Source organism: Cellvibrio sp. OA-2007 (assembly GCF_000953825.1).
Taxonomy (GTDB): Bacteria; Pseudomonadota; Gammaproteobacteria; order Pseudomonadales; family Cellvibrionaceae; genus Cellvibrio.
The window spans coordinates 1-26,894 of sequence record NZ_BBUL01000078.1 but is presented as its reverse complement, the minus strand read 5'-3'; the positions used below and the strand labels follow the sequence as shown (position 1 = coordinate 26,894).

The 26,894-nt window shown below is 44.7% G+C and carries 24 protein-coding genes; 14 read left to right on the top strand and 10 right to left on the bottom strand.

The window, feature by feature from the left end; all coding sequences use genetic code 11:
• Complete coding sequence (locus AWU77_RS04795) at positions 1–1,275, bottom strand: nucleotide sugar dehydrogenase (RefSeq protein ID WP_062059861.1); 1,275 nt, start codon at positions 1,273–1,275, stop codon at positions 1–3.
• Between the two features lie 211 nt (positions 1,276–1,486).
• Here AWU77_RS04795 and AWU77_RS04790 point away from each other — a divergent pair, with 211 nt between their 5' ends.
• From AWU77_RS04790 to AWU77_RS04755, 8 genes are all read left to right on the top strand, one after another.
• Positions 1,487–2,899, top strand: a complete 1,413-nt coding sequence (locus AWU77_RS04790) for a TIGR03013 family XrtA/PEP-CTERM system glycosyltransferase (protein ID WP_062059859.1) — start codon at positions 1,487–1,489, stop codon at positions 2,897–2,899.
• Between the two features lie 19 nt (positions 2,900–2,918).
• Entirely contained in the window at positions 2,919–3,536 is a 618-nt protein-coding gene (locus AWU77_RS04785) for an XrtA/PEP-CTERM system exopolysaccharide export protein (RefSeq protein WP_062059857.1), read from the top strand.
• Positions 3,537–3,581: 45 nt separating this feature from the next.
• Positions 3,582–5,102: an XrtA system polysaccharide chain length determinant gene (locus tag AWU77_RS04780; protein ID WP_062059855.1), complete on the top strand. Its 1,521-nt coding sequence runs from the start codon at positions 3,582–3,584 to the stop codon at positions 5,100–5,102.
• Positions 5,103–5,127: 25 nt separating this feature from the next.
• Positions 5,128–5,913: a CpsD/CapB family tyrosine-protein kinase gene (locus tag AWU77_RS04775; RefSeq protein ID WP_062059852.1), complete on the top strand. Its 786-nt coding sequence runs from the start codon at positions 5,128–5,130 to the stop codon at positions 5,911–5,913.
• A 15-nt stretch (positions 5,914–5,928) separates the two neighbouring features.
• Complete coding sequence (locus AWU77_RS04770; RefSeq protein WP_062059850.1) at positions 5,929–6,390, top strand: hypothetical protein; 462 nt, start codon at positions 5,929–5,931, stop codon at positions 6,388–6,390.
• Between the two features lie 205 nt (positions 6,391–6,595).
• Positions 6,596–7,225, top strand: a complete 630-nt coding sequence (locus AWU77_RS04765) for a hypothetical protein (protein WP_152625267.1) — start codon at positions 6,596–6,598, stop codon at positions 7,223–7,225.
• Positions 7,226–7,289: 64 nt separating this feature from the next.
• Positions 7,290–9,917 carry a tetratricopeptide repeat protein gene (locus AWU77_RS04760; RefSeq protein WP_062059846.1) on the top strand — a complete coding sequence of 876 codons (2,628 nt, stop codon included), beginning with the start codon at positions 7,290–7,292 and terminating at the stop codon, positions 9,915–9,917.
• Positions 9,918–9,987: 70 nt separating this feature from the next.
• Positions 9,988–11,001 carry a GNAT family N-acetyltransferase gene (locus tag AWU77_RS04755; protein ID WP_062059844.1) on the top strand — a complete coding sequence of 338 codons (1,014 nt, stop codon included), beginning with the start codon at positions 9,988–9,990 and terminating at the stop codon, positions 10,999–11,001.
• A 26-nt stretch (positions 11,002–11,027) separates the two neighbouring features.
• On the opposite strand, the gene AWU77_RS04750 is transcribed toward AWU77_RS04755, so the two are convergent.
• Genes AWU77_RS04750 through AWU77_RS04735 form a run of 4 tightly spaced genes read right to left on the bottom strand, consistent with a single transcriptional unit; the run spans position 11,028 to position 15,587 of the window.
• Positions 11,028–12,317: a FemAB family XrtA/PEP-CTERM system-associated protein gene (locus AWU77_RS04750; RefSeq protein ID WP_062059842.1), complete on the bottom strand. Its 1,290-nt coding sequence runs from the start codon at positions 12,315–12,317 to the stop codon at positions 11,028–11,030.
• 29 nt (positions 12,318–12,346) lie between these two features.
• Positions 12,347–13,459, bottom strand: coding sequence for a polysaccharide deacetylase family protein (locus AWU77_RS04745; protein ID WP_084618068.1), 1,113 nt, complete (start codon positions 13,457–13,459; stop codon positions 12,347–12,349).
• Positions 13,356–14,378 carry a polysaccharide deacetylase family protein gene (locus tag AWU77_RS04740; RefSeq protein ID WP_062059838.1) on the bottom strand — a complete coding sequence of 341 codons (1,023 nt, stop codon included), beginning with the start codon at positions 14,376–14,378 and terminating at the stop codon, positions 13,356–13,358. Before AWU77_RS04740 ends, AWU77_RS04745 begins: the two co-directional genes overlap by 104 nt.
• 33 nt (positions 14,379–14,411) lie before the next feature.
• Positions 14,412–15,587 (bottom strand): ATP-grasp domain-containing protein, encoded by a 1,176-nt coding sequence (locus AWU77_RS04735; protein ID WP_062059929.1) that lies wholly within the window; start codon positions 15,585–15,587, stop codon positions 14,412–14,414.
• A gap of 199 nt (positions 15,588–15,786) precedes the next feature.
• Between AWU77_RS04735 and AWU77_RS04730 the strand changes: the two genes are divergently transcribed.
• From AWU77_RS04730 to AWU77_RS04705, 6 genes are all read left to right on the top strand, one after another.
• Positions 15,787–16,902, top strand: coding sequence for a glycosyltransferase family 4 protein (locus AWU77_RS04730; protein WP_062059836.1), 1,116 nt, complete (start codon positions 15,787–15,789; stop codon positions 16,900–16,902).
• Between the two features lie 23 nt (positions 16,903–16,925).
• A complete protein-coding gene (locus AWU77_RS04725) occupies positions 16,926–17,531 on the top strand; it encodes a hypothetical protein (protein ID WP_062059834.1) in 606 nt (201 codons plus the stop codon).
• A 31-nt stretch (positions 17,532–17,562) separates the two neighbouring features.
• Positions 17,563–18,843, top strand: a complete 1,281-nt coding sequence (locus tag AWU77_RS04720; protein WP_062059832.1) for an O-antigen ligase — start codon at positions 17,563–17,565, stop codon at positions 18,841–18,843.
• A 43-nt stretch (positions 18,844–18,886) separates the two neighbouring features.
• Positions 18,887–19,756, top strand: coding sequence for a hypothetical protein (locus AWU77_RS04715; RefSeq protein ID WP_062059830.1), 870 nt, complete (start codon positions 18,887–18,889; stop codon positions 19,754–19,756).
• A 12-nt stretch (positions 19,757–19,768) separates the two neighbouring features.
• Entirely contained in the window at positions 19,769–20,695 is a 927-nt protein-coding gene (locus tag AWU77_RS04710) for a glycosyltransferase family 2 protein (RefSeq protein WP_062059829.1), read from the top strand.
• Between the two features lie 368 nt (positions 20,696–21,063).
• A complete protein-coding gene (locus AWU77_RS04705; protein WP_062059826.1) occupies positions 21,064–21,720 on the top strand; it encodes a hypothetical protein in 657 nt (218 codons plus the stop codon).
• 67 nt (positions 21,721–21,787) lie between these two features.
• Here the strand turns inward: AWU77_RS04705 and AWU77_RS04700 are convergent, their stop codons facing one another.
• From AWU77_RS04700 to AWU77_RS20675, 5 genes are all read right to left on the bottom strand, one after another.
• Positions 21,788–22,864 (bottom strand): hypothetical protein, encoded by a 1,077-nt coding sequence (locus AWU77_RS04700; RefSeq protein ID WP_062059824.1) that lies wholly within the window; start codon positions 22,862–22,864, stop codon positions 21,788–21,790.
• 35 nt (positions 22,865–22,899) lie between these two features.
• Positions 22,900–24,081: a polysaccharide pyruvyl transferase family protein gene (locus AWU77_RS04695; RefSeq protein WP_062059822.1), complete on the bottom strand. Its 1,182-nt coding sequence runs from the start codon at positions 24,079–24,081 to the stop codon at positions 22,900–22,902.
• 58 nt (positions 24,082–24,139) lie between these two features.
• Positions 24,140–25,030, bottom strand: a complete 891-nt coding sequence (locus AWU77_RS04690; protein ID WP_062059821.1) for a hypothetical protein — start codon at positions 25,028–25,030, stop codon at positions 24,140–24,142.
• Positions 25,031–25,161: 131 nt separating this feature from the next.
• A complete protein-coding gene (locus AWU77_RS04685; protein WP_062059819.1) occupies positions 25,162–26,394 on the bottom strand; it encodes a glycosyltransferase family 4 protein in 1,233 nt (410 codons plus the stop codon).
• Between the two features lie 63 nt (positions 26,395–26,457).
• Positions 26,458–26,894, bottom strand: a 437-nt coding sequence (locus AWU77_RS20675; RefSeq protein ID WP_238582305.1) for a hypothetical protein, incomplete at its 5' end; no start/stop codon positions are given.

The window sequence follows — 26,894 nt, the reverse complement described above, 5'->3', positions numbered from 1 at the left end:
TTAGAGGCGTGCGTCTACGGCCGCTTTTGGCAGTACATGCTTCACATCGAAGAGTACGTGATCGGGTGCGCCCAGTGCGCGAATGCCTTCGGCGCCCATTTCGCGGAAGGCATCGTGCGCGACACAAATAATAATGGCCTGATAACTGCCCGGAATCGGTTTGTCGATTAGATCCAGGCAGTATTCGTGTTTTGCCTCCACTGGGTCTGCCCAGGGGTCATAAATTTGTACATTGGTGTTGTAGTTACGCATTTCTTCGATGATGTCGATTACCCCGGTGTTGCGCAGGTCGGGGCAGTTTTCTTTAAAGGTTAAACCCATGATCAGTACATTGGAGTCAACCACATGAGCCTTGCGTTTGGTCATCATCTTCACCACTGAGTCAGCCACAAAAGCGCCCATGCGGTTGTTGATGCGGCGACCAGAGAGAATAACTTCAGGGTAATAACCCACTTGTTGTGCTTTGTGAGTTAAGTAGTAGGGGTCAACACTGATGCAGTGGCCGCCAACCAAGCCGGGGCGGAAGGGCAGAAAGTTCCATTTGGTACCAGCGGCTTCAAGCACTTCAAGTGTATCGATGCCCAAACGATGGAAAATCAACGCCAATTCATTCACCAGTGCGATGTTGAGATCGCGCTGGGTGTTTTCGATTACCTTGGCCGCTTCGGCAACTTTAATGCTGCCCGCTTTGTGAGTGCCAACGGTTACGATTTTACGGTAGAGTTGATCGACGTAATCAGCAGTTTCCGCAGTGGAGCCTGAAGTAATTTTGACAATATTGTGGATGCGTCGTTGTTTGTCGCCCGGGTTAATCCGCTCCGGGCTATAACCAGCAAAAAAGTCTTTATTAAAACGCAGGCCGGATGTTTGCTCGATAATCGGAATACACACTTCTTCGGTGCAGCCGGGGTAAACCGTTGATTCAAAAATGACAATGGCGTTTTTGTTGATTACGCGCCCCAGGAGTGCGGATGCTTTTTCCAGAGGTGTCAGATCGGGTTGATAGCTATTACTGATCGGCGTGGGCACAGTGACAATATAAACGTCGGCACCTTTTATATCGGCCTCATCGGTGGTGAAACTCAATTGATCGGCTGCGTTGAGTTCCTCGGTAGTCAATTCCAGTGTGTGGTCTGTTCCTGCCCGTAGCGCATCGACGCGCGCCTGATTGATATCAAAACCTAGAGTGGTAATTTTTTTACCGAATTCGACGGCGAGAGGCAGGCCAACATAACCTAAACCTATAACACAGAGCTTGGGGTTGCTTGCAAACATGATTATTCCTTAGCGGGAGGTGATCCACAAACGGGTCACTAAAATAGCATATTCGCCCCAAGTTTAAATGACGCGAGTGAAGTGAAATGCGAATTGGCTATGTTAGTGTGGCAATAAGGCGCCTAGGGTAATAAGTCGAAATATTGTCACAAAACATGATATAATCCGGCGCTGTCAAAATTTCTGTCATATCAACTTGAAGGAATCGGGTTTGTCCTATATTCGTCTGAATAAGCACTATATTCATTTGCCCTATCTCTACCTCGGTGTAGTAGATGCGCTTATCGTTGCAGGTGTTGCCTGGTCTATTCAATACTTCGGGTTCCACGGGGATATCCTTGAGCCCTATGGTATTGCCTCTAATCAATGGTTACCGGTTATTACGCTATCGCTAGTGCTGAGCTGTTGCACCCTGTCTATGGGGGTATATACCGCATTGATACGCGAAGGCTTCTCCAGCATGGTGTTGCGCACCATGGTCAGTTTTTTCTTGCTGGGCAGTCTATCCCTGTACCTTATTAATTTGCTGTTTGACGGTTCTTTTATCAACCAATCGCTGATTTTTTGGAGCGTGTTGTTATCAACATTATTGGTGTGTGTATCCCGTTGGATTTTTGTCAAAATTGTCGACGTCGATCAATTAAAACGCCGGGTTGTTATTTACGGCGCAGGCAGTAAAGCTAACAAGTTACTGGCCGATTTGGCGCCCGACGTAAATGTCTTAGGGGTAAAAATTGTTGGCTGTATCCCCAGTGCAGATGAACCGGTAAAAGTAGACGCCGGATTGATTATTCAGGAACCTTCAGATTGGCTGCAGTTCGCCAAACAATTTCAAATTTCTGAAATAGTAATCTCCCCCGATGAGCGTCGCCGCACCAGCGGTGATGCTTTTCCTTTAAGTCAGTTTTTGGATTGTAAACTTGCCGGTATACCATCCAGCGACTCATTGAGTTTTTGTGAGCGCGAATTAGGGAAAATCGATATCTCGCTGTTGCAGCCGGGTTGGATGTTATTCTCCGATGGCTTTAAATATTCAAAGCGCCGTATGCTGGCAAAGCGCTTGTTTGATCTGGCATTGGCATCGGTATTTTTGCTGGTGTTGTGGCCATTTATGTTGCTGACAGCATTGGCCGTAAAATTGGAAAGCCCCGGTGCGGTGTTGTATCACCAAATTCGTGTTGGCCTGAATGGTCGCACCTTCCGCATTTATAAGTTTCGCAGCATGAGGCAAGACGCGGAGAAAAATGGCGCAGTGTGGGCGCAAAAAAATGACTCGCGTGTAACTCGTGTTGGTGCATTTATTCGCAATACGCGCCTGGATGAATTGCCCCAGCTTTACAACGTATTTGCTGGCCATATGAGCTTTATCGGCCCGCGCCCTGAGCGCCCTGAATTTGTCACCGAGCTTGCGCAGCAAATTCCTTTTTATGAAATGCGCCATAAGGTTAAACCGGGATTAATGGGCTGGGCGCAGCTGAAATATCCTTATGGCGCATCAGTAGAAGATGCCAAAAACAAGCTGCAATACGATCTTTACTACACCAAGAATCACAGCTTTTTTATGGATATGTTAATCATGATTCAGACTGTGGAAATTGTTTTGTTAGGCAAAGGTGTTCACTAATTACCGAGGGACGTTCCAGATGAAAAATAAGTATCTTATCTTGTCAGCATGTTTGCTGTTAACCATCTTGGCTGGATGCAGTAGCAATAAATCGGTGCGCCCGCCTGCGGCGGCAGATGCAGCGATACTGGAGGAATATAAAATAGGTGTGGGTGATGCGCTCACCATTAATGTATGGCGCAACCCGGAGCTGTCTCTCAGTGTGCCGGTTCGTCCCGATGGAAAAATTTCCATGCCGTTAATTGGCGACGTAGTGGCTGCGGATTTAACTACCGACCAGTTATCGCAAAGCATTACAAAAAGTCTCACCACTTTTATCAGAAGCCCACAAGTCACCGTCATTGTTGCAAATCCAAGCAGCTCTGATTTTCAGCGCCGCGTCAGAATTACCGGTGCAGTATCCAATCCACAATCCATTCCCTATCGTGAGGGCATGACCGTTCTCGATCTAGTGTTGTTAGCGGGTGGCACCAACCAATACGCTTCGGCCAATAAAGCAAAACTGTATCGTAAGGTCGGCGGTGAATTAAAAGTCTATCCAATCAAGCTTGATGATCTGATTAATGATGGCGATGTATCCACAAATTATGATTTGCAGCCATCAGACATAGTTACCGTACCTGAAAGAAGTTTTTAACAAGCCAGGTTTAATAGATTTCTGAAATACCAATCGAGATAGTTCATGGATAAAGCATATCTAAGAGATTTATTGGCGGCATTGCGCGCAGAATTGATTCGTTTTCGATTCTGGTGCGCGCTGCTCTTTTTGGGAGTGGCCTATCTATTTCTCTTCGTTGGTCTGATTTGGCCCAAAAGCTACACGACTAAGGTAGTGTTGTTTGCGGATGTCACCAATATTATTGAGCCCTTGCTGAAGGGACGTGCGGAAATAACCAAAATTGATAGATCGGCGCAGGCCAGTGAAGTGATCTATACGCGCCGCATAATGCTGGAGACTGCCAAACAGGCTGGGTTGCTGAAGGCCGGTGCATCAGAAGAGCAGCAGGATGCAATTGTTGCTCAGCTTCGCGCAGGGGTAAAGGTGGCGCGCGAGCGCAATGAAAATTATGTTCAGCTCAGTTACACCACGACCAATCCAGATCGTTCCTTTGAAATATTAAATGCGGTGGTGAATGTATTTATTGAAGACACCGCCAAGCGCAAGCGCGACGAAAGTGTAGGTGCATATAATTTTATCGATGCGCAAGTGCAAACCTACAAAAAACAACTTGAGTCCGCCGAAGAAAAATTAAAAGAGTTTAAGTCAAAAAATACCGATGGTAGTGAGGACGCGGTGAGTGCGCGTATTGCTTCACTGCGGCAGGAAATTGAAAGTTTAAAAATCACTATTGAGGAAACGCAATCGCGAATCACCACTATTGAGCAGCAGCTTAATACCGAAGGGCAGTATTTGCAGGCGAAAGGCCAGATAGATGAATTAAAACAGCGGCGCCAAACATTAACCGCCCAACTAGAGCAGATGTTGCTCAGCTATCAAGAAAATTATCCTGATGTAGTTTCAATGCGCGCTCAAATTAGTGAATTGGATGCTGCCATCGAAAAAATTCAGCAGTCAGGCGGCGAGGTTTATGGAAGTTCCGACAAGGTGCAAAATCCGCTCTACGAAGAATTGCGCAAACAACTGGCCGATGCTGATGTAAGTTTGCGCTCCCAAAAAAGAAGAATGCAATCTCTGCTGTCATTGCAAGAAGATGAGTATGCCCGGCAGCAGCGAATTGCTGCCAATCAAGCAAGCCTTTCCGATTTGACTCGCGATTACGATGTAACCAAAAAAGTATATGAAGAAATGCTGCAGCGCAAAGAAACGGCGCGCATTTCGATGACGCTGGATATTGAAGGGCAGGGCGTCTCTTATCGAATTCAAGAGCCGGCAGCCTTCCCGTTGAAACCATCGGGTCTGCATTTTATTCACTTTGCGTTAGTGGGGCCGTTTATTGGCCTGTTGTGTCCGCTGGGGCTGCTGATTCTGTTTATATTGGTTGACCCACATGTGCGCTCTGCCAGAGCTTTACAGAAACAATTACCGCCCGATATCGAAGTAATAGGCGTAGTGCCGCATTACAAATCACCTATTGGTGAGCGATTGCTTAAAAAAGATGTCCTGCTGATTTTCTCGGTGGCAGCGGTTGGGATGATTTGTTATCTAGCAATTGCCATCTATTGGTTAGTCGCCAAAGGTTGAACCTATTGATTGTCAGGACAGAACAATGGATAAGCGAAAAGAGAAAAATTTGACTCAGCTGATGGAAGACGTTGATGCGCTTGTTGAGGCAAGTGATCACTTGGTTAAAAGCGCTGTGCTGGAGCATCGCAAGCGCGAAAAAATCAAGAACATGGAAATGCCACAGCTGTGGACTCAAGAAGAGCTGTACGAGAAAAAAATCGTTTTCACTGGCATGCGGCAGCGCGATGTGCTTAACGCTTTTCGTGAAGTGCGTATCAAGCTTCTGAGTCGCCACCGCTCTGACAACATGGTAGTGCTGGTGTCATCGGTAGCTATGGATGCCCCCTCCAGTTATTTTAGTTTTAACTTGGCGGCCACTTTTGCACTGGATCAGCATAAAACGGCATTGTTTGTTGACTGTAACCCCTACAACTCTGACGTAGATAAATATGTCACGTCAGATATAGATGTGGGGCTGTCCAATTATTTAACTGATTACACTGTGCCGCTCAAAAACATTATTTATCCCAGTGGTGTTGAACGTTTGCGCGTGATTCCCTCTGGTGGCGCGAGCGAATCCGCTGCAGAATTTTTTAATTCAAAACGCATGGAAGTATTGGTTGCAGAGATCAAATCGCGCTATCCAGATAGATTTATTGTGCTTGATGCGCCGAGTATTCAGCAGTCAACCGAGGCGAGAATTCTGGCGAAGTATTGCGATCATGCATTGTTGGTCGTGCCTTTCGGCAAAGTGGTAACAGACGAAGTCTTGTCTGCAGTAGACGCAGTAGGTAAAGAAAAATTTGCCGGTCTTGTTTTCAATCATTGATGAGAGAGGCGAGTCATGCGCGAAAAAAAAATGCAGGTTAACCCGGGTTACCCTTTGGCAATTCTTTATTTGTGTTGCGCTGCGGCTCAAGCAAATGACATAAAAGCCACTCTCTCAGCCTCCAGCATGTTTTCCGATAACAGCTTGAAAACGCAAGCGGAGCCGATAGATGAGCGTCAGGACTTATATGAAGTTGGTGTCTCTGCAGACTATTCAAATTGGTTGATTGAAGCAAATGCCGATTACGACTGGGTTTCCCATACATATTCAGAGCAATCACAGGCCGACGACAAATATGCGGAAGGTAGCTCCAGTTTGTTGTTTGGCAAACAAGAAGATCCATTAGCGCTTGAGCTCAATCACTCGCGAAGAATATTGTTGACCGCTCCCGATGCCGTGGCGCTGACTCAAAATCAACAAGAGCGAGAAGTTTTATCTGCCCGGCCTGAGGCGCGCGCGCATTTTTGCTGCAGATAGATTGTTCATTGGCGGCGAGTTTGCCCGCGTCAACTTTCCTGAAAATGATTTGCAAAATTCCCGGCGCGATGGCATCTCGTTGGGATGGCTACACCCGCTGTCGCCGGCAAGCTTTTTAAGGCTCAACTCGCAACAGCAAAAAATCAGCTTTGAGCATTTTCCCGAGTCCGATTACGCCTACTCAGGTGTAATGTTGGTTTATGGTGTGAAATTACGCAAACTCACTTATGGTGTGGAGGTTGGCTATAACGAAAGCGAGCCTGAAAACGGTGAGAGCAAAGGTGCGCCTTCTTATCGTATTTCTGCCAGCTATTTAAGTGGTTTTAATCAGCTAGATTTCAGTGCAAGTCGCGTGTTGACTGATAACTCGTTTGGCAACGGCAATCTTGAAGGAACTACTGGGTTGCCAGCTAGTGATGGCTTGTCACAAGCGATTAGCAGAATCGATCGTAGCAGTGCAGAAGTAAATTGGCAGACACAAGTTATTTGCGCTCGTTGCCAGTTTTCCACTGGTGTTTCTGCAGTTGAAGATGATTACCTTGAAAAAGATGAGTCGTCCTTGAGTGTCTATACGCGCGCGCGATTTATGTATTCTTTTTCTCGTGCGGCGAATCTGTCATTTAGTTTTGCTCAGGCTGATGTTGATTTTGATAATCAAACAGTTACACGGGATTATGAGTTAAATACCATTTCAATTGAATATGCCTACTTCTTTTCAAACGGTTTAAATGCCCGGCTTAGCGCCCGAAATGAAGATAGAAAAGCCGAGAGTGATGATGGTAATGGAACCTACGAAGAAAATATTTACAGTATTGGTTTAGGGTATAGCTTTTAAGCCCTGTATTGATTCTTGTAGTTAGAGTGTAGATAGGAATAATACCGACAAACAGGTGAAGAAAATGTACAGCATCTCAAAAATAATGGTTGTCTTGCTCTGCGTGACTCTGGCGGCATGTGCAGATAAACAAGAAAAAAATAGTGAAGACGCACAGCGCCATGTTGCGTCTGCCAAGGTATATCAAGAGCAAGGGCAATATCGGGCGGCAATTATTGAAGCAAAAAATGCTATTCAATTAACGCCTGACTCGCCGCAAGGGTACATCAGTCTTGCGCGCATCTATAACGAAATAGGTGCTAATTCAGCAACCCAATCAATGCTGTTGTCGGTAGTAGAAAAACTGCCCGAGGTGGCAACCGAGTTGGCGAATGCGCATTTTTTAAATAGAAAATATCTCACCGCAATCAACACTGTTACTACTTATCCTGCAGACGCCTCCCAGCCAGAAGATCGTATTCGTCAAACCTGGCTTACTGCTATGTCCAACATATATCTAGGCAACAAAGATGGCTATGAGGCAGCCTTGAAGGAATTTGTTGCATTAGGTGGAAAAGAGAGCGAGGCAAAATACATCACCGCCAACTATTTAATCTCCAAAGGCGAGATAGAAGACGCCAAGACTATTTTGACTGAAGTGCTGGCAGCCACTCCGGAAGAGATCGATGTGCTGACCACCATGGCCAATGTGAGCCTCTATCTTAAAGACCTTGATGGTGCCGAGCGTCACCTGACCAAGGCGTTAGGCTTGCTTAAAAAAACCGACATAATGAATACTAAAAGAAGTCAGATTATTAGTTTGTTAACGGATACCTTGATTCAGCTGGGGCGCACCAGTGAAGCCTACACCTACCAAAAACTTCTGGCCGAATCCAACCCTGAAGGAAGTGCAGCGCAGCAGCGTTTTAATGATGCAATGGAGCTGTATCAGCAGGGTAAATTTGCAGAGGCCGAAGTGATTTTGCGCGAGCTGAGAGATCAGTACCCCAATGATAAAAATACCGGCACGTTGTTAGGCTTGATTGAATATCAACAGGGCTCAAATCGTAAAGCAGAAGATTTATTTGATGAATTTATTGACCCTGAAACGGTAACACCATCGGTATTGCAAGCGGCGGCGCTAGTAAAATTTCGCAACAATCAAATCGATGATGCGGTTGAATTGTTAAGAAAGTCGGCAGAAAGCCAACCTAATAATCCTATTGTACTGGCAACCTATGGGTTGGCCTTGCTCGACAAGGATCCTAAGAGCAATGAGGCGGTCACAGTGCTGGAAAAAAGTTTGGCACTCGATCCAAGGCAGCAGCGCATCCGTATTGCACTGGCCAATAGACATATGGCGATGGATCAACAAGAGCAAGCGGTTGCCCAGTTGCAAAAGGCTTATCAGGAGCAACCTAATGATTTTTATATCCAGCAATCTTATTTCAAAGCACTGATCGTCAGTGAGCAGACAGATAAACTGGAAGAAGAAATAAAGCTCTATATCAGCAAGAACCCCGATAGTTCTCGCGGTTATTTTTTCAATGGTTGGTATAAGTTCCAACAAAAAAGCTATAAAGAAGCTGAGCAACAATTTGAAAAAGCGGTCGCAGTACGCGAAAGCAGTGAAAAGCACTTGGCCTATGCCGGGCTCGCACAATTATATGAAGTGCAAGATTTAACCCAGCAATCAATTACCGCGTGGCAGTTTGCACTTAAGGAAGACCCCAGCATGGTTGTTGGCTATTCCCGTTGGTTTACCCAAATGCGCAAATTGAAGCGTGATTCCGAAGCCTTCACGTTTTTGTTGGGTCTGGAAGAAAAAACAGCGCGCTGGGAGCCGTCAATTGTGCTCGCTCAACTTTATATGTCGAATAAAGAATTAGACAAAGCCATCAAGCATGCCGAGCTTGCGCTGGTGCGGAGCAACCAAAGCGCCAATGTAAAACAATTAACCGCCAATCTTTATCGTGTACAGGGCGTTCAATTTAGAAGTCAAAATAAGTTGACAGAAGCCCGTGAAAATTTAATGAAAGCGGTAAAGTTGCAGCCGGAAAATGCTAGCTTCCTGGGTAATCTTATCGAAACGGAAATTGCCGCTAACAATATTCCTGAGGCGCAAAAGCTGCTGGACCAATTTATTAAGGTGCCGGAAAACGAAGGCGAGCGACTGTTTTTACAGGGGCTGATTCGTTTTGCAGAAGACAAAAAAGACGAAGGCATTCAACTGTATCTGGATTCCTGGGCTGCCAAACCTATGGAATCTGTCGCCGAACAAATTTTTGGTTACTATCAAAAAGCGGGCGAAAAAGCCAAAGCGGAAGAATTTGTTGCCTCCTGGGTTGAGAAAATTCCAGAGAGTAAAGCGGCAGCAGTCATGATGGCGGTTGCAGCACAAAACAACAATAACGTGGAAAAGGCAGTCACCTGGTACGAAAAATCGGTGGAGCTAAACCCCAATATGCCGGCGGCATTAAATAATCTTGCCTGGCTGTACTATGAGCGCAAAGATCCTCGCGCGTTGGAATATGCTAAAAAAGCCTACGAGTTAGCGCCCAACAGCGCACCCATTGCCGATACCTATGGTTGGATTTTGGTAGAAAAGGGCGAGCTGCAAAAAGGTATTGAGCTGTTGTCAAAAGCAGTTCAGTTAGATCCAGGTAATCAAGAAATACAGGATCATCTAAAAGAAGCAAAAAGCCGACAATAGTTATAACCCAATCGCGAGCTTACCCTGTGTAGCTCGCGATTTTCTTTCTGCCTTCACCGATACTATCCGCATGGCTGAATTTTTCCCCGCCGCACATTACCCCGGAATTTTTGCCACCCATGAATGGGTAGACGCATGGCAAGATGCATGGGCAGACTGTGCGGCGATTACCGCATTGCAGCGGCATTCGGATGTAGAAAATTGTCGCGATGGTTTCTATTTATACACACAAAAAAAACGACCGCTAATCGCCCTGAAGACACTTTTTCCCGCAGGCATCTCAACACCCGCCAGCCCAAGCTTGCGCAGTGAATATTTTAATGCAGATAAAAAAAGCCTTTCCGCATTGATAAAGTCCGCGATGTTATTTGAATGGGATCAGTTGTTTATTCCGGATCTTTTGCAAACTTCGGCGGAATACCAGCAGTTGTGTGAAATTGCACAAACGGAGCGCCTCAAGTTAATAGAGCGCGATTATGCCTTCACCTATGCCGTGCAACTTGGCGATAATAGCTTTACCGATTATCTAAAAGGCTTGGGTAGTAATACCCGCTTGAAGTTATTTAATAAGCGTAAAAAACTTTATCAGCTGGGCGATATTTCGCTGCAAAATCTCTGGCCAAATATCGATGAGTTTGTACAAATATTAAATCAGTTTCATCAACAGCGCTGGGGCAAACCCTGTTACTCAGGGCGTAATTTGCAACAAATTACCGGCTTCCTCAAAAAAATTGCAATGGCGGGTGGGCAACCAGATCTATCGGTCATCTACTGCAATGGCCAGGCTGTATCGGCAGCCTTGGATTTAGAATATCGCGGAAGAATTTATAATATTCAGAGCGGTTATCGCGAAAAATTTCAAGACGGCATTTCCCTCGGTACGCTTCACTTTGGTTTTCAAATTGAAAAAGCGTTTGCCTCGGGTGCGGACAGCTACGATTTTATGGCGGGCAATGGCAAGAATAGCGACTATAAAAAATCCCTTGCTACACACAGCGCCACACTGGTTAGTGTCATGCTGGTGCGCAGCAAATTCGCGCGTCTTTTATATGGCTTGCAAGAGTTGCTTAAGCGCGGGCAATAAAGGCTAATTCCTCCTGCGGCAAACGCTTAGGGAATTCCCTTAATAATATGCGGCCCAAGAATATTGGCCGCCCACACTGGCAGCCATTTCCACAGCGCCACAAATAATTTAAGTTTGGGGTTGTCGGGGTTCATTTCCGGTTTAGGTGTATTGGGTGGCAATACGCAGTACCAGTAGTGTTGGCACGGTTCTGCGCCCCACTGTTTTTTAAACTTGTAGGTGCCCGCATCCAAGGTTGAGCGGCCAAAATCAAAATAGGTGCAGCCCTGTTGTATCGCAAACGATAAGATGCGGCGATACATCCACATATTGGTATTGTATTTATTGGCGGATTTAAGGGTGGATGCCCAAGGGATCTCCATTAGCCCATCTTGCTTTACTAAAAAGCCGCAGGAAACCGGTTTGCGTTTTACATACACCACAATAATGTGGGCATCTAATTCCCTATCATTAAGAATATTTTCAAACCATTTTTTTGCATAAACCGGTGTGCCCAGGTCGCGCATATTGTGTGAAAAAACCTGGTAGAAATCCTGCAATAATTCGTTTTTTCCAATTTTACAGTCGGGAAAAAATTCATCGGCTTTTTTGTATTGTGCGCGCACTTTACTGCCCAGCATTTTGTCCAGTGCCTCATCGTTCGCTGGCAACTGTAGCAGCATGGAGGCTTTTTTGGTCGAGGGGTTTTCGCCAAGGTCGGGTTGTATGCTGCGCACTTCAATGTGCTGCAAATTTAATTGCGCGCGCACGCCCTCAAGTGCCTGCATTAGTGCGTGGCATACATCGCTGTATTGGCTCACTACGCCACCGTAATTTAAATAGGGCATAGACACCGCAAATTTTCCAAACAGTGGCGATGAAAAAACCGTTAGCGGAATACCGCCAAGCAATTCTCCGGTTGTTGAGCGAGCGCAGAGGATAAGCGAGTGGTGGCCAAAACTTTGCGCAATAACCCGCGCCCATGCCGGGTTGTGGCTAGGCAGTGCGGTCTTGTTTTTGCGCACAAATTCAGCCCAGTCGTCAACCGCATCAAATGCCACCAGTGCGATCTCAACTTCACCGCCCCAGCAATTATTGTTATCGATAAGTGCAAACGCCGGTTCCACTGCTGCAGGTGAGTTATGTTGCGCGGTGATGTTTGATGCTTGAGCCGATTTTATTTCCGCTTCGAGTTGCGCAATTTGTTGCGATATATCTTTCATCAGCGCAAGTTGCTGCTCATATTCGGGGGTATTTTTTTTTAAGTGTTTAAATTTGCCCGAAATAATTCCTTTTTGCGTTTTGAGCAATTTTAATTGGTGGAGTTGTTGTTCCATTGTCTCTCTCATAACCAGCGAAAAACGTATTAGATGCGGCTGCGAATATATTCCAGCCAGGAAGAGTAGCGGACAAACTTATCAAAGCTTGCCGGAAAGCTGTGGCGTTTAACCAAAAAAGGCTGTTGTGCAATTTGCTGTTGGCTGATGTTGCCGGGCATGGATGTCACCGCACCGATAAAAAATTGGGTGTCTTTTACCAGCTGGGTATGGTGTAACGAAAAATCGTTAAGCGTGCCCGATGGATAGCAAAATACCCGCGACGGATTCACCAGTTCGCGCGCGAGTACAGCCTGTGCGCGCTGCAACTCCTGTTGGATTTGCGCATCGGAAAGCGCTGCAAATACTCTATGGCTGCAGGCGTGTGAGCCAATACGTAAGCCCGCTTGTTCCGCCTTGCGCAGGCTGTCCCAAGTGCTGGGCTTGTACTCCGCTGGCGCTGGCCCATGGGGTTCAACATCGAGCGCACTGAGCAGCGCAGTGACATATTGTTCGAGCTGTGCTGCGGGCAGGCTTTTGCCAAAGCGGGTCAGTTGGCGGCGGCTGGCACGCCTGGCGTGTGGCTCGCTAAAATCCAATGCAAATGCATGATTATTAAAATCGAACGCGAGTTGTTTTTGCGGTGTATTCCAAACTGCCGCACTGATTTTTGAATCCCAGGGCCAATCAATGCCATCCACCATATCCACAATAGTAAAAAGTGTGGGCTTGCATTGGTGTTTTAATAAAATCGGCACCAGTTGTTCCAGCTGATCCTCATAGCCATCGTCCAGGGTAAAACACAAAGTGGGGCGATCAGGTTTTTGTTTATTGCGCGCCTTTTCGATTACTTCATCGATTGAGGCAAATTCAAAGCCCGCTGCTTTTGCATAGACAATACATTCTTCCAGCAGCTCCGGGCTAACTCCCTCATAGGCACCATCGCGCGGGCGCGGGCGATGAATCATATAGATGGTGGCGTAGTGGCCAACCATTATATTCATCAGCGCTGCGATGCGTTTAGAGGCGAGGGCGCGATAAAAAAAACGGCTCATTGGATCAAACCCACCCGGATAAACGCGCGCCCAACAGGCGCGGTGAATGGCTGACATTTTCATGCAGGCCGATGCGGCAGAGTTGATGTGCAGGAGTATTGCGCCCATTCACTATGCCGCGCTGGGTGGTCACTGCTGCGCTATAGGTATTGCTCACCGCATCCAGTGCGACCGCGTTGTAATCGCCATTGGGGAAGCAAAATATATCCACGGCATTGGGCAGCTGTTGCGCGAGCAAGGTTTTGCTGTCTACCACTTCATGCAGAATCTCGGCGCTGGGTAAGTGGTTGTTTAAGCGTTTGTGGTTGCAGGTGTGTGAACCTACTTTCACTAAACCCGTGCCGGTCATAGCGCGCAGCTCGTCCCAATTCATTAGCCCGCGCGGCAGTGCAAAATTTAAGTGTTGCTGCCATTCAATCGCAGCGAGTGCGGCAAATACATCGGCATCGCTATTTTGTTTAAGAGCGAGAATAACCGCGGCCATGCATTCACGGTCGATAATTTCGCGATTGGGGCTATCGGCAGCGGCGGGAACCTGTTGCAAGGCGCGCGCAAAAACAGGGTGCTGCCGCATTGCAGCGATTGCATTGCTGGCGAGCAGGGCGCTAACCAGATTGGGCCAGAATTGAAAATCGGTGCCGATTTTTTCTACCACGGCAAACAAGGTCACCGGAACTTGTTGCTGTTGAATGATGGGCAGCGCAAATTCGTAGTTATCGTACCAGCCGTCATCAAAGGTGATTGCGCAGGCGCGGCGCGGCAGGGCTTTTCCACTGGCGCGCAAGGCCAGCCACTCGGCTAAATCCATCACATCAAAATGTAATTTCAGCTCGCGCAAATGCATGGCAAATGTGTCGGGCGTGACGATCATGCCCGGCTCTTCAAGGCGATAGCGAATATCATCCTTTGGCAAAATCCGGTGGTACATCAACAGCCAAAGCTGTGGGTCGCGCTCAAGCCCGGCAAAGCGATGCGGGCCAAATTGATTGGCTGCACTGATAACGCATTGCTTGAGTAATTTCTTCATGAAAGACACAAATCCAGAGTTGATAAAGTGGGTTTAGCTGCGCCCGAGCAATTGCCGAATATAGGTTTTACATTCATAAATGCCTGGCCCCATATCTTCCAGGCGATTAGTTTCATGGCGTGTGCGAAAGGGCGATGGTGTTAAAAAAGCCAGTATACGTTTGAGTTTGTAACTTAGGGGATAAGCGCCCTTTAAACATAAATATAAACTGTCTAAATCCCCCAGCAGCCAGCGCAGGCGAGTGCCAATAGTGTAATGCTCGGGAATATCACCGGCGATGCCCAGCTCCCCTTGTACCAGCAACCGGGGAAAATCCACACCGGCATCAATCGATAACTGCAGTGAGCCCCAAAAGCGCGTGTTCACCTCCATCAAATAGGGGGTGCCATCGGGGGTCACTCTAAATTCCACCATCGCCACACCGTGCCAATGCACGTGGTCCAGCAGTTGTTGCGCGTAGTGTTTTAATGTGGCATCAACCGCTACACTTTCGCTTAATACACTCACACCGCCCTGCGGCGGTTTTTCACGCAGCCGCTGGTGCGCAAAAAACGTCACCGGTTTGCCCTTGTTATATAAACAAAACAGGCCGGCCCCTGAGCCGGGAATAAATTCCTGAATCATAAACGGGTACTGGGCTAAATAAGGTGCGCTGGCCAGTGCCGCGTGTAAATCCTGCGCATTGTTGAGCAGCTTCACGCTGGTGGAAATCCAACCCTGCGCAGTATAAATGCGCGATAAACAAGGCTTGATGACACAGGGATAGCTTAGGTGCTGCGGCTGCAAATCAGCGCTGGATGAAAACAGCGTAAAGTCAGGTGCTGGCACGCCCGCAGTTTTTGCCTGCTCCAGTAAGCGATATTTATCGGCCAGCGACATCACTGTATCGTAGCTCGCAAATGGCAGGCGTATATCGCTCAATTGTTCACTGTGCATTAAGAGTAATTGGCTGGTAATTTCAGTGACGGGAATCACCAGCGAATAGTGGCTTTCGCTGCAGATGCGTTTAATCCACTGCAAATACAATTCGGGTTCATCGGCAGAGCTGGGCGATTGCAAATAAGCGCTGGAATATTTGGAGTGGGCAGCTAAAGCAGATGGCGTAGAATCGGCGGTAACTATGCGGATATCGTCCAGCTTTCCCAGTGATCGGGTAACGGCAAGAGCACTTCGCTGCGCGGCGTCAAGAACAAGGATAATGTGTGTCATGTCTCTGCAACCGGCCCTAGTCAGCAAATGAATGTCAATCAAACAACAATCAAATTTATGTGCAAATACGTGCTGCACAACAATATAGTAGATGAAAGTTGGAATCATACGGATTGCCCAACAAATCCACAAGCTTGCAACAAGAAGGTGATAGAATGCGCGCACCAAATTTGCTCGGCACACTGATCGGAAGGAATGAATGACCGATAAAAAACGCACAATTCTTCATGCGATTGACACTACCGGACCAGGTGGTGCAGAAACTGTTTTTCTCGATATAGCACAACAACTGCAACTCGCTGATTATGACAATCTTGCCATCATTAAAGGTGCAGGTTGGGTGGAAGATCAATTAAAGTTGCGCGGCATTCGCTATCACATAGTCAAGCCGCACGGATTTTTATCAATTCCCTATTATTTCCAGCTGTATCAATTAATTCGCCGCGAAAATATCGCGCTGATTCACGCACATTTACTTGGCTCTACACTTACCTATTCTATTCTCTCGCTATTTACCCGCTTGCCGCTGATTGCGACGTTGCATGGCCGTGTGGATATAAACCCCAACGAGCGTTTTGTTGCCATCAAACAAACCATTATGCGCATGGGTGTAGACAAGCTGATTGCCGTCAGCCGCGATCTGGCTAACTACATTGAAAATCGCGGGCTGTTTCCGCGCAAAGCAATCGATGTTATTTACAACGGTGTAGATCAACAGCGCTACACACAACCTGCTGCAGCATCGCTCAAATCGCAGTTAAATATTCCTGCCGATGCCATTCTAATTGGCAGCCTCGGCAATATTCGTCCGGCAAAAAATTACGAAACCTTAATTGCTGCTGTCGGTCTGTTAAAAAATCCGCGCCTGCATTTTATTATCGCCGGGCACAAAAAAAAGGATTTAATGGAAAAACTGGAAACGCAAATGCAAGCGTTGGGTGTGACTGCGCAACTTCACTTTATTGGCTTTTACGACAACACACCGGATTTTCTCGCGCAGTTGGATATGTTTGTACTCTGCTCCAGCTCCGAAGGTTTTTCCATCGCTACTATTGAAGCAATGGCCGCTGGTTTGCCCGTAATTGCCACCCGCTGTGGTGGGCCGGAAGAAATTCTGCAGCATTTAACCACCGGCTACTTAATTCCAACTGAAATGCCAGATCAGCTCGCCGCTGCGATTCAACATTTGCAAAGCGACCGCGCGCTCGCTGCGCAGTTGGCCAGCGCCGGGCAAGCGCATATGCGCAATACATTTTCATTAAGTGCCATGCTGCAGGCTTACCAGCAGCACTATCAGCGCTTGTTAAATAATTAATATCTGCCACTAAGGGTAAAACTGTGTCGGTTACAGAATTAATCAAAAAACGCTACGGCTCAAAAAAAGGCTTATTGCGATATTTCGCATATGAAGTGCTGCGTGTGCTTGGTGTGTATCGCAACTTTACCAAGGTAGATTTCACCCATGTCAAGCGCCTGGTATTTGTCTGCCACGGCAATATTTGCCGCAGCCCATTAGGCGAAGCAGTTGCGCGCCAGCAAGGTGTGCCCACTACATCCTTCGGGTTAGACACACGCGGTGGCGACTCAGCCGACCCGCGCGCAATTGCCTGGGCACAAGCGAATGGCTACAACCTAAATGAACACATCACCCAACGGGTTGACCAATACACACCGCAAGCGGGTGATTTATTAATTGGTATGGAGCCAAAGCATATTCGCCAATTAAAAGCGCAATTCGCACAAGCCCCAGTACAAATTACTCTTATAGGCTTGTGGTTGCAGTCGCCGCTGGCCTATTTGCATGATCCTTATAACGCGCGGCCAGAATATTTTTCACGCTGTGAACAAATGGTGGCAGATTCGGCCAATAAATTACTGCAAGCAATACAGCACTTGGCACCGCAAGCAAGTGCTGAATATGAATTAAAAAACCACAAGCTTTAAACGGATAGCAAAAACAGAGACGTTAAATTCAATGAGTAATGAAACTGTTGAAAATTTCTACGCATTTAAAGTAGGCGCCATGTGGCGCTACTTTAAAAAGCAACATTTTTCATTTTGGATGATTTGTGGCTATCTATTCTTTGAATTTGTAAAACCACAAGCGCTTTTCCCCCAAATAGATTTTTTGCCCTGGGCGCAATTGTTATTGATGGGGGCAATGGTAGGCGCGTTTATAGACCCTACGGTTAAGTGGGTTTCTTCGGCTTCTAATGTATTGATAGTGTTGTTTTTCATCACAATATTAATTTCAATACTGTGTGCAATCTATACAGATGTTGCTCAGCAGCATTTCACTTTATTCTTTAGTTGGTTTGTTATCTATTTTCTTATAATTAATATTGTTAATACTCCACAACGATTGTATCTGTTTTTACTTATTTATCTTCTCGCAGCTGGAAAAATTGCTTTGGGTACATCTAAATCATGGGCATTTCGTGGATTTAGCTTTACTAGTTGGGGCTTAATGGGGCCAAAAGGTTATTTTCAAAACTCGGGTGAGCTCGCGATCTTAATGTTGATGCTATTCCCTTTGGCTTTCTACATGTACCAATACCTAAAAGACAAGGTTCTGTGGTGGGAAAAAGCGTTGCTCATTGCCTTTTGGGTTTGCCCTATTCTTACAATACTCGGCGCAAGTAGCCGTGGAGCGCAAGTGGCGCTTGTTGTTCAACTTGCTGTAATGTTTAGGAAGAGCTTATTTCGTATAAAGCCATTAATTGGAATAATGGTTTTATGTACTTCGCTCTATTATTTGTTACCACAAGAACAAAAAGATAGATTCAGTAGTGCGGGCGATGACAAAACGTCTGAGCAACGGTTGCTCTATTGGAAGCATGGTTGGGAGATGATGAAGGATTATCCTATTACCGGGGTCGGCTATTTTAATTTTATTCCGTATTATGAGGCTCATTTTTCCTACGATATGTTATATCCTCGAGCTCAGTTGCCGCACAATATTTTCATTCAAGTGGGTACAGATGCGGGTTTTATTGCATTAATCTTTTTTATTATGATAATTGGTTATTGCTTCACTGCAATATGGAGATTTCTTGCTCTAAAAACCGAATCCTTATTCAATAATATAGCAGTAGGTTTAGCTATCGGTGTTCTTGGGTTTCTTGTTGCTGGTCAGTTTGTAACTGTGAGTTACTATCCATTTCTATGGGTTCATCTGGCATTTATTGTCTGCTTGACTAAAATTAATAAGCCCGTTTCAAGGTCAAAATATTCTCTCAATGCGGCCAAAAAATAGTTCCGTAACCAAAGAGATCGTCATAAATTATTTGGAGATAACTATGTGTAGTTTAAGATCTATTTTACTTATCCAATGTTTATTGTTTAGTAGTCTCTCGTTTGCGGAAGTTCAAATTCTGTTTGAAGAGAATTTTGATTCTGGAGAATTAAAAGAAATCCCTGGGTGGGGTGTTGGCTATCAGGCGGGAGGATTTGTAGGTGTCTCCACTGATCCCAAGGAGGTCTTAGGTAATAAGGGTGGTAGTTTAAAGGCAACTTATCCAAAAGCGAATGGCGGTATATACGGGTGGGCAAGTTTTGATATGAAGCCTTACAACACTTACGAAGTCTATGTTGAATTTCATGCGAAGATGCCAAAAGCTAAAGAGGGCATAAAGTTTTTGAAGATCTTTGGTGGTGCTAATACAACTTTTGGTTTGGATTACACAGGTATTTCAACTGGTAAGGGATCAATGTATCAAGTTTCGTTTGGTGATGGAACAACGACACAAAATGATACACAGAATGTAATTAACTTCAATGGAGCGCACCCTCAATGGATTGGTCGTTCTCATGGAACAGCTGTTGTAGAAACTCCAGAAAAAAAGGGTTGGACTGCGGCAGATTGGGGTGATTCGTGGCACCATTTTCGCTTCAAAATAAAATTTAACTCTGTTGACACGACAGGTGGTGTCATAAAAGAAATACATGATGGAGCATATTATGTTGAGATTGATGGTAAGGTTTTTGTTAACGCCACAGGACTGTTGAATCGTCATCCATCAAATGAACCGATTCGGAAGGTTGCGTTTCTAGATTGGTCTCAAAATATTAGCGAACCATTTGAAATTTGGTACGATAATATTCGCATAACTTTAGGCGGCTTTGATGAGTCAAATAGGCCTGTGACAACAAAAGCAATTATTGAATAAGGAATGGATTAAGTGCTGTCAATAATAATACCTGCGTACAACGAAGCTTCCTTTATTGATTGTACGCTGCAAGAGTTACAAGACTTAATAAAAGATAGGAGTGATATTGAGGTAATTGTTATTGATAATGCTAGTACCGATGGGACCGGAAATATTGTGCGGAGGCGCTCGTGGGTTAAACTCATTACCCTGCCTGAGCGTGTTACCGTAGCCGCTGCAAGAAATGCAGGTGTAGGGGCATCAATAGGAAGTTGCTTTGCATTTATCGACGCAGATATATTAGTTAGTTCAGAATGGTTTTCTGCGCTAATAGATTTTGCTCATATTTGCGATGAGGAGCCGTTAAGCATTACAGGGTGCAAGGTGGCCATTTCTAGAAAGCCTTCTTGGATTGAGCAATCTTGGTTTCGCTGGATGAAAACGTATGGGGCGAATTACATAAATTCAGGAAACTTGATCTGCTCACGAAAGGTTTTTAATAGAGTTAATGGTTTTTGTGAAAGCCTAAAGACCGGAGAAGATGTCGATTTTTGTCATAGGGCTAAGAATTTAGGGATAGCGGTGCGGCCGGATCCATCTTTTCTTGTATATCATGAAGGATATCCTAAAACGATATTAGATTTTTTTGCGCGTGAAAGATGGCATGGGATCGGAGATACACAATCTATTAAGAAATTTTTTGCGTCAAAAGTGGCTATCGCTTCACTAATAATGATGATGCTTACTTTTTTAAGTGTCATATTGTTTCTGGGCGGAGAGTATAGTGCTGCATTTGGAGTAATAGCGCTCATTAGTTTATTTAATGTTATGGCTTTACTTAAGCGATTGAGGGTTGTTTCGTTGCGCCAATTCCTGACTGTTTTTTTTCTAAATTATCTCTATTTTTTTGCTCGTTTTCTGTCACTTTTTAGTCATTCATTTACAAAAAAAAGAAGCTGATATCCTAAAAGAGTAAGTGTCCCCTGTCCTATCAATGGCGAAGGGAATTATCTTGCGGCTATTTTTGAGATGATGGCATCACAATACACAAAGAGAGTGATTCCGCTTCAATTGGTAATGGTATTCGGAATATACTCAGCTCCCACAGTGAAGCTTCAGGATAAGCGAAACCCAACTCCCAAGAAGTAGAAAGGCAATGGTGCAGCTTTTCGTGGCGCCTCAAAAAATGCTTTATTTGTATGCAGCTAACAATTCTGGCTAAATTACTTAGGCAATGTGATCAACTGCAACCATTTAAACTGTTTCATCTGATACTTTTTATATGTTCACGCTAATGCAATCTGATCTATGCAAACAAGGAGTAAGGCATGTCTAGGTTCGTATATAAATCGGTATTTTTATTCCTAATATTGTTTTCTTGTGTCGCACATTCCCTCACGATAGAAAATGTCGATGCATTCAAGCAAGGCGATAATCTGGCCATACGAGATGTTGAAACTGGTTTGGTCTGGTTGGATTTTGGTGTTAATAATGGCGAAAGCATCAACTCTGTCGTCACTAATCTTAACGGTACATATTCAGGCTGGCGCCTTCCTTCCGAGGCAGAGGTAATTGATTTCTGGGTGAAGTTAACAGCTTCTGACCTAAGCGGAATATTCGACCTTTGGGGAGCCAACAAAACGCCAAGTGACCACTTACCCTATCTAGCTTGGGGTTATTTTGTGGATGAAGATGGTTATTTGGGGGCAGCCTATATTATGGAAGAGCTTGATGTTTCGCGTAAAACTTCAGCTATTAGTCTGGCAAACCCTAATATTGTGGCGGGCTTAGAAAAGAAGATTGTAGATGTGAAATACGATGGTTCAGACTATTATCTTTTTAACTTGGATGGCGCGGCAGAAATAAGTACATTACTTGTCAAAAAAACCGTGGTGAGTGAGCCGCCATTACTTTTTTTGCTTTTGATGTCTGCATTGATCCTGAGCAGGTCAAGATGGCTGTTCTCGCCATCTCTAGCGGGATAATAATCGTGGGTTAAGATGCTTAAGCCAGATTGTCGTGATCGACCAATTGTGTGGGATAAAACAGTCTTCATTGAAGTTGGTTTGCATGTGCCGCAATTTGTATGAACGCATTTGCTATTAATTTTTCTGGAATCAAAAAATCTTTGTAATATTGAGAATTATTTTCCATCATTTTGCTTTTTAGATCTTTATCTTGAGTCAACTCAACGATTTTCTCTATGCAAGTCGAGTTGTTATTAAACTCCAAATAGTTTTTCCTTTCTTCAAATCCGTACGGAACTAAGATAGTATTCTCTTCTGAAACGATTGCGCGGCCCAAGGCTACATACTCAGCCATCTTCCATCCAATCGAACCGTGTAGTCCAGTGGTGGCTACACAAATCGGTATGCTTTTAACTAAATTTAAATAGTTCTTTTTTCGAGAGAGGTTATTATCTGGTATTACTTGTTCAGAAAACTCTTTATTGCTATGCGCAGTTTGTGCGAATCCGCCCACAAAATTACGCCCGAATTCTGCCTTAAGGCGTGTAATTAATGCTGCTCTCTCGCAATTTATTTTATACCGATCTTCTTGCTCTGCAGCTGTAAGGTTTGCTCCAGGCTCCAGCGGATCCCAAGTTCTAGCCATAAAAAGTATTTTATTGTTAGTGGCTGCATTTTTTTCTTTACATTCAAAGCTTCCAATTCTTGGTACAAAGGTAATCCCCAACGAATCTGAAATAACACTTAAATTTGTTTTGAGAGCCTTTTTCGGGCTGTAGTTGAGAGAAAGATATCTGTATGTTTCAAACCAGTAGGGATAATTGTTATATACTTCAAAATTGAGGCCTAACGGAAGAATTTTTTGGGATTCATATCCACTTTTTCTGTAACTACGCTTCAGATAAAAATCAACTTCATTTAAAACTTGATTTTCTATCTTGGGTGAGTCTAGCAAGTCGAAAAAAACAAGATCCGAATTAATTAACGCCAGCACCCCCGGAAGCTGGTCTATTACTTCTTTTTCAATAGAAATATATTTTTGAGCCTTTTCGCTAGGGATATATTTAAGGTCAAATATCTGTTGATTTTTGAGGCGATACATCCCTGTATATATTTGAGACGAATGTGGTAAGGTGCATTTTCCAAATACTAGAATCTTCATCGACAGTTGCCTTATAAATGCTAAAAACTAATTGGTTACCGTTGGGGTGTAATCTTAACTACCATGGAAAAATTAGAGGTTGCGTGATTTTTGGTCTCACTTAATTGGTCTTCGGTTCCTGCTATAAAACAATTGAAGTTTTCTTTGGATTGAAACTGAGAGGCTATCAAGAAATTTCCGTCAATAAAGTTATTCATTGGAATAAGTCTATCTGTCAATTTAGCTAGTTCGAGTACTCCATTCACCTTTGGCATATACGCAATACTCATAACAGGCGTATTTGTATTGATGGCCATTATTGAGCCATGCAAGCGTTCTGCTAATACAAAATCTGCTTTGCTAATAATTCCTTGAATTTCCTTTGCACTGTATCGGCCGAACAACTTGTGTGTCCTGCTTTTGGTATCAGGTGAGAGTTTTGAATAAATGCTCTCAATTGCGCTTAGGTCGTCGTGGTTGTTGTTGCGCTGCATTGGTATTAGCCACAAATTGCAATCTAATTCGGTAGTGGCGCGCTCACAAAATGCAACATATTGTTCTATCCAGCCTGATTGTTTTATGTTGTAGCAGCAGGGGGTTAGGGCAATGTTGCGGCTGCCCTGCGTGGGAAATGATTCATGCGCAAGAATTTCCGCAATGCGCTCATCGCTCGCCGAATTCAGTGTAAATACTAAGTCTGGAATCACATGAATTTTGTCTGGCGCCACACCGCAGCGTATTAGCGTGTCTCGGGATGTGTTGTCTCTCACGGAAATAAGGTCAACTAATGCAAAAGTTTGTTTAATTGCCTCTTCAGAGCTTTTGTGATGAAGAGGTCCAACGCTTATTCCCACAAGTGCTACTTTCTTGCCAAACCGTTTGGCGCGGTGAATTAATCTAATGTAACCAAAAAACCATCGATTAGTTTCTGGGTTATCAAAAAACAACCCACCACCGCCAATCACAATTACATCTGATCTAAAGAAGCTGATTATCGCATTGAGGTAACTTTTACGGTTTTTACCTAACACGCCTTTGATGATTGATTTAAGATCAATTCCGAAATAGGGGAAGGCATTTATACGATGTTCTATTTTTGTGTCTTCCGGGTTGGCTGAACAAACACTGATATGAGCCTTGGGTAACTCTGTTTTGATTCCATCAATTAGCGCAGCTAGAATCGCCTCATCGCCTGCGTTGCCCTGTCCGTAATAGCCAAAAATTGAAAAGCGAGTCATCTGTTTTCCCGGTAATTTTTTAAAAGGTGAATAAATGCATCTTGCACGGTTTAAAACGTTAAATCCCAGAGCGCAATAAGCCCAACTCTTTAGCCCATTGGCGTGAATCAAACGCAAAAAGATGATCTACATAATCAATTGCCTGTTGTTCGCTCCAAATTCCGTTGCGCACATTAGGCCAGAGGCCTACATCTGCTACATCGATGATTGAATTGCGATGAAACTTTGCCGGAACAGTTTCAAATTCCATTGCCGCCATAACCGCAATTCTATGGTATCCACCACCGCCAATCAGATAAATACAGTCATTGCCGCGTTTTAATACTGAAACACCAACGCACCCTTTTGAGTTGTCGTAGCCGTGTGCGGTCAAGCTTTTGTATAGGTTGATGAGCCGTTCAAATTCAAGCGCTCCTTTGTCTGGATGAGTTGGGCCAAAAAATGCCCATCCGTGTTCTGGGTAGTGCAAGTCTTCGCGTCCATGTTCGGTGTTGTCTTTGCGGTTCCACCAGCGTACATCAATATCTACGTCAGTTTGATTAAGTGCCGCCCAGGGCGACAAAAATAAATGGTGCGGTAACAAATTTTCAAATACAGGCGGGCAGCCGGTGAAACCCGCTATGGCATCCGCTGCTGAGTTGGGTGTCCAGTTGTCATAATACTGTCTTAAAACAGACGTATCATAAGTGAGCAAAGGGTTTGCTTTGTATTGCTTAACCGTTTCAATAAACGGGTGCCAGTGGCTTTTTGAAAACCCCAAGCCAATATAGTGCGTACATTTTTCTATCGGGCACAGAAAGGCTGCGGATTTACCGCCTTGACTAAACAAGAGTGCTTCTTTGTAGCTATCAAAAAACATTGGCGTATCTGTTTCGGTGCCAATTCGTTTAATTTCTACACCTACAAAGGAAAGTGCGCGTTTTAGCGTTCTTTTAATTTTCTTTTCCATTTTGTTGTAAATCCAATCACTGAATAAAAAACCCGAAGCGTCGCTTCTGTATTGAGGGTATTAATTAAAACCTGCAGATTTGTTATATCTGCAGGTACTTGTGTGCGGTCAATTTTTATTTGTTTACCGGGTCATTTTTTGTAATGACCATCTGGCGCAATATTATTGTTCTTGGTGTTCAATAATGTCTGGTCGATAAGGGAAAAAATTGATTCCCATGAATAGCGTTGGTTAACAAATTCGCGTGCGTTAAACCCCATATTTTCACGAGCTTGTGCATCGCTCAACATACTAGTGACGGCTTGTGCTATTTCAGCATCAGTATTGGCCACAATGAGTTGTTCATTGTGTTGTGCGCCAATGCCGGAGTTGCCCAGCTCCGTTGAAATCACAGGCTTACCTGCGCCCATGGTTTCCAATAATTTGTTTTGTTGCCCGCTGCCAATTTCCATAGGAAATACAAAGGCATCTACGCCATTTACATAAGGCCAGATGTTATCAACACTTCCTGTCACAATTACATTTGGGTCTTCTGCGAGAGCCTGAATTTCAGCTGCGGGGGTGCGCCCAATTATCACTAGTTTGGTGTCGGGCGCTGTGCCCGATAGCGTTTTAAAAATACGGTAGAGCCTTATCGCTGCACGAATGTTCGGGGGATAGGCCATATTCCCGAGGTAACCTATAGTAGTGCATCCAAAACCCATTTTCTCTGTTGAATAATCTTGTAGGTATAGGCCGTTGGGTATTATACCGACATTCTTCGCGGGCAGATCTCCGAGTGCAATCGCTTTGTCTAGTGGTGAAATATAACAGGCGTAGTCGCATGAATTAACCGCATTTTGCTCCCACTTACGAACCATCCAGCTGTCATAGCGATTGAGTAACCCTGGTTTCTGGGTGCGCAGCCTGGTTGAATAGGGTGAGTCGATCACATCGAGAGTGTGTCGTTTGGCTGATACATATTTTCTCACCCATTTCTGATGCGTAATTAGCACGCTTAACGCAACATCATATTCGGTTCCCGCCGTTTCATTTTTGATGAAGTTGGCAATTTGTTGCTCGTCATAATGCACGTAATCAAAGGGTGTTTGATTAGGTATTAAAGATTTGAACCTTGCTTTGATTTTTTGCAGTGCGCCGACTTTTTTATGTGTTCTAGTGAATACGGAAACCTTGCTGCAAATGCTTTTGGCAGTTTCCATATCTGCCGACTTTGGTGTGGAATTGGTAATAGCAATCAAGTGAATATCAAACGACTTCGCTGCATTCTCCAGAATGGGATAATAGCGAATTGAAATCCCATTCTTGCGCGCAGGAAACGGAAAATCAGGGATGCATAGCAATAGCTTTTTTTTGTCACTCATCACTTATTGATGTCCTTAAGTGTTTGATTATTTCATTTGTCTCGTCGGTCATGTCATGTGCCTTTAATCAATTGTTTTGCTGTCTAGCAGCGCATCAACTTTTTTCATCAGCGCGAGAGACTCGAATTTGCGGGCAAAAAATCCGGGTCCGTTAATTAGCCCATTAATATCATCGTCATTAATTTTGTCCGGGCTGGCACTGCCTTTTCTCCAAAACGTGATTAATAGATTGTTGTTTTTAACCAGCTGATGCTCAGGCACAAGATTGCTGAGTGCGCTATTAAAAAAAACTTCATCTGGGCAAGATGTATATTTCAGTTCTGATAAAAACTTTTTCATGTTCCTATCTTTCAAAACTCTTAGGTAGTGATCCCGATGAATCAGGTTGTGTACAAACCCGCGATACATGATCGGGTAGGTCTTGGGTATATAGAAGTCTGATTTTATAAGGCCAAAAATAGCTAACTGATCCCCTCCGCCAACTTCGGACAGTTCACTAA

Excerpts from the sequence above, each read along its gene's own strand:
- AWU77_RS04795 (WP_062059861.1), bottom strand. The coding sequence starts at position 1,275 with ATGTTTGCAAGCAACCCCAAGCTCTGTGTTATAGGTTTAGGTTATGTT.
- AWU77_RS04785 (WP_062059857.1), top strand. The coding sequence starts at position 2,919 with ATGAAAAATAAGTATCTTATCTTGTCAGCATGTTTGCTGTTAACCATC.
- AWU77_RS04780 (WP_062059855.1), top strand. The coding sequence starts at position 3,582 with ATGGATAAAGCATATCTAAGAGATTTATTGGCGGCATTGCGCGCAGAA.
- AWU77_RS04775 (WP_062059852.1), top strand. The coding sequence starts at position 5,128 with ATGGATAAGCGAAAAGAGAAAAATTTGACTCAGCTGATGGAAGACGTT.
- AWU77_RS04770 (WP_062059850.1), top strand. The coding sequence starts at position 5,929 with ATGCGCGAAAAAAAAATGCAGGTTAACCCGGGTTACCCTTTGGCAATT.
- AWU77_RS04760 (WP_062059846.1), top strand. The coding sequence starts at position 7,290 with ATGTACAGCATCTCAAAAATAATGGTTGTCTTGCTCTGCGTGACTCTG.
- AWU77_RS04755 (WP_062059844.1), top strand. The coding sequence starts at position 9,988 with ATGGCTGAATTTTTCCCCGCCGCACATTACCCCGGAATTTTTGCCACC.
- AWU77_RS04750 (WP_062059842.1), bottom strand. The coding sequence starts at position 12,317 with ATGGAACAACAACTCCACCAATTAAAATTGCTCAAAACGCAAAAAGGA.
- AWU77_RS04745 (WP_084618068.1), bottom strand. The coding sequence starts at position 13,459 with ATGGGCGCAATACTCCTGCACATCAACTCTGCCGCATCGGCCTGCATG.
- AWU77_RS04740 (WP_062059838.1), bottom strand. The coding sequence starts at position 14,378 with ATGAAGAAATTACTCAAGCAATGCGTTATCAGTGCAGCCAATCAATTT.
- AWU77_RS04735 (WP_062059929.1), bottom strand. The coding sequence starts at position 15,587 with ATGACACACATTATCCTTGTTCTTGACGCCGCGCAGCGAAGTGCTCTT.
- AWU77_RS04730 (WP_062059836.1), top strand. The coding sequence starts at position 15,787 with ATGACCGATAAAAAACGCACAATTCTTCATGCGATTGACACTACCGGA.
- AWU77_RS04720 (WP_062059832.1), top strand. The coding sequence starts at position 17,563 with ATGAGTAATGAAACTGTTGAAAATTTCTACGCATTTAAAGTAGGCGCC.
- AWU77_RS04715 (WP_062059830.1), top strand. The coding sequence starts at position 18,887 with ATGTGTAGTTTAAGATCTATTTTACTTATCCAATGTTTATTGTTTAGT.
- AWU77_RS04705 (WP_062059826.1), top strand. The coding sequence starts at position 21,064 with ATGTCTAGGTTCGTATATAAATCGGTATTTTTATTCCTAATATTGTTT.
- AWU77_RS04700 (WP_062059824.1), bottom strand. The coding sequence starts at position 22,864 with ATGAAGATTCTAGTATTTGGAAAATGCACCTTACCACATTCGTCTCAA.
- AWU77_RS04695 (WP_062059822.1), bottom strand. The coding sequence starts at position 24,081 with ATGACTCGCTTTTCAATTTTTGGCTATTACGGACAGGGCAACGCAGGC.
- AWU77_RS04690 (WP_062059821.1), bottom strand. The coding sequence starts at position 25,030 with ATGGAAAAGAAAATTAAAAGAACGCTAAAACGCGCACTTTCCTTTGTA.
- AWU77_RS04685 (WP_062059819.1), bottom strand. The coding sequence starts at position 26,394 with ATGAGTGACAAAAAAAAGCTATTGCTATGCATCCCTGATTTTCCGTTT.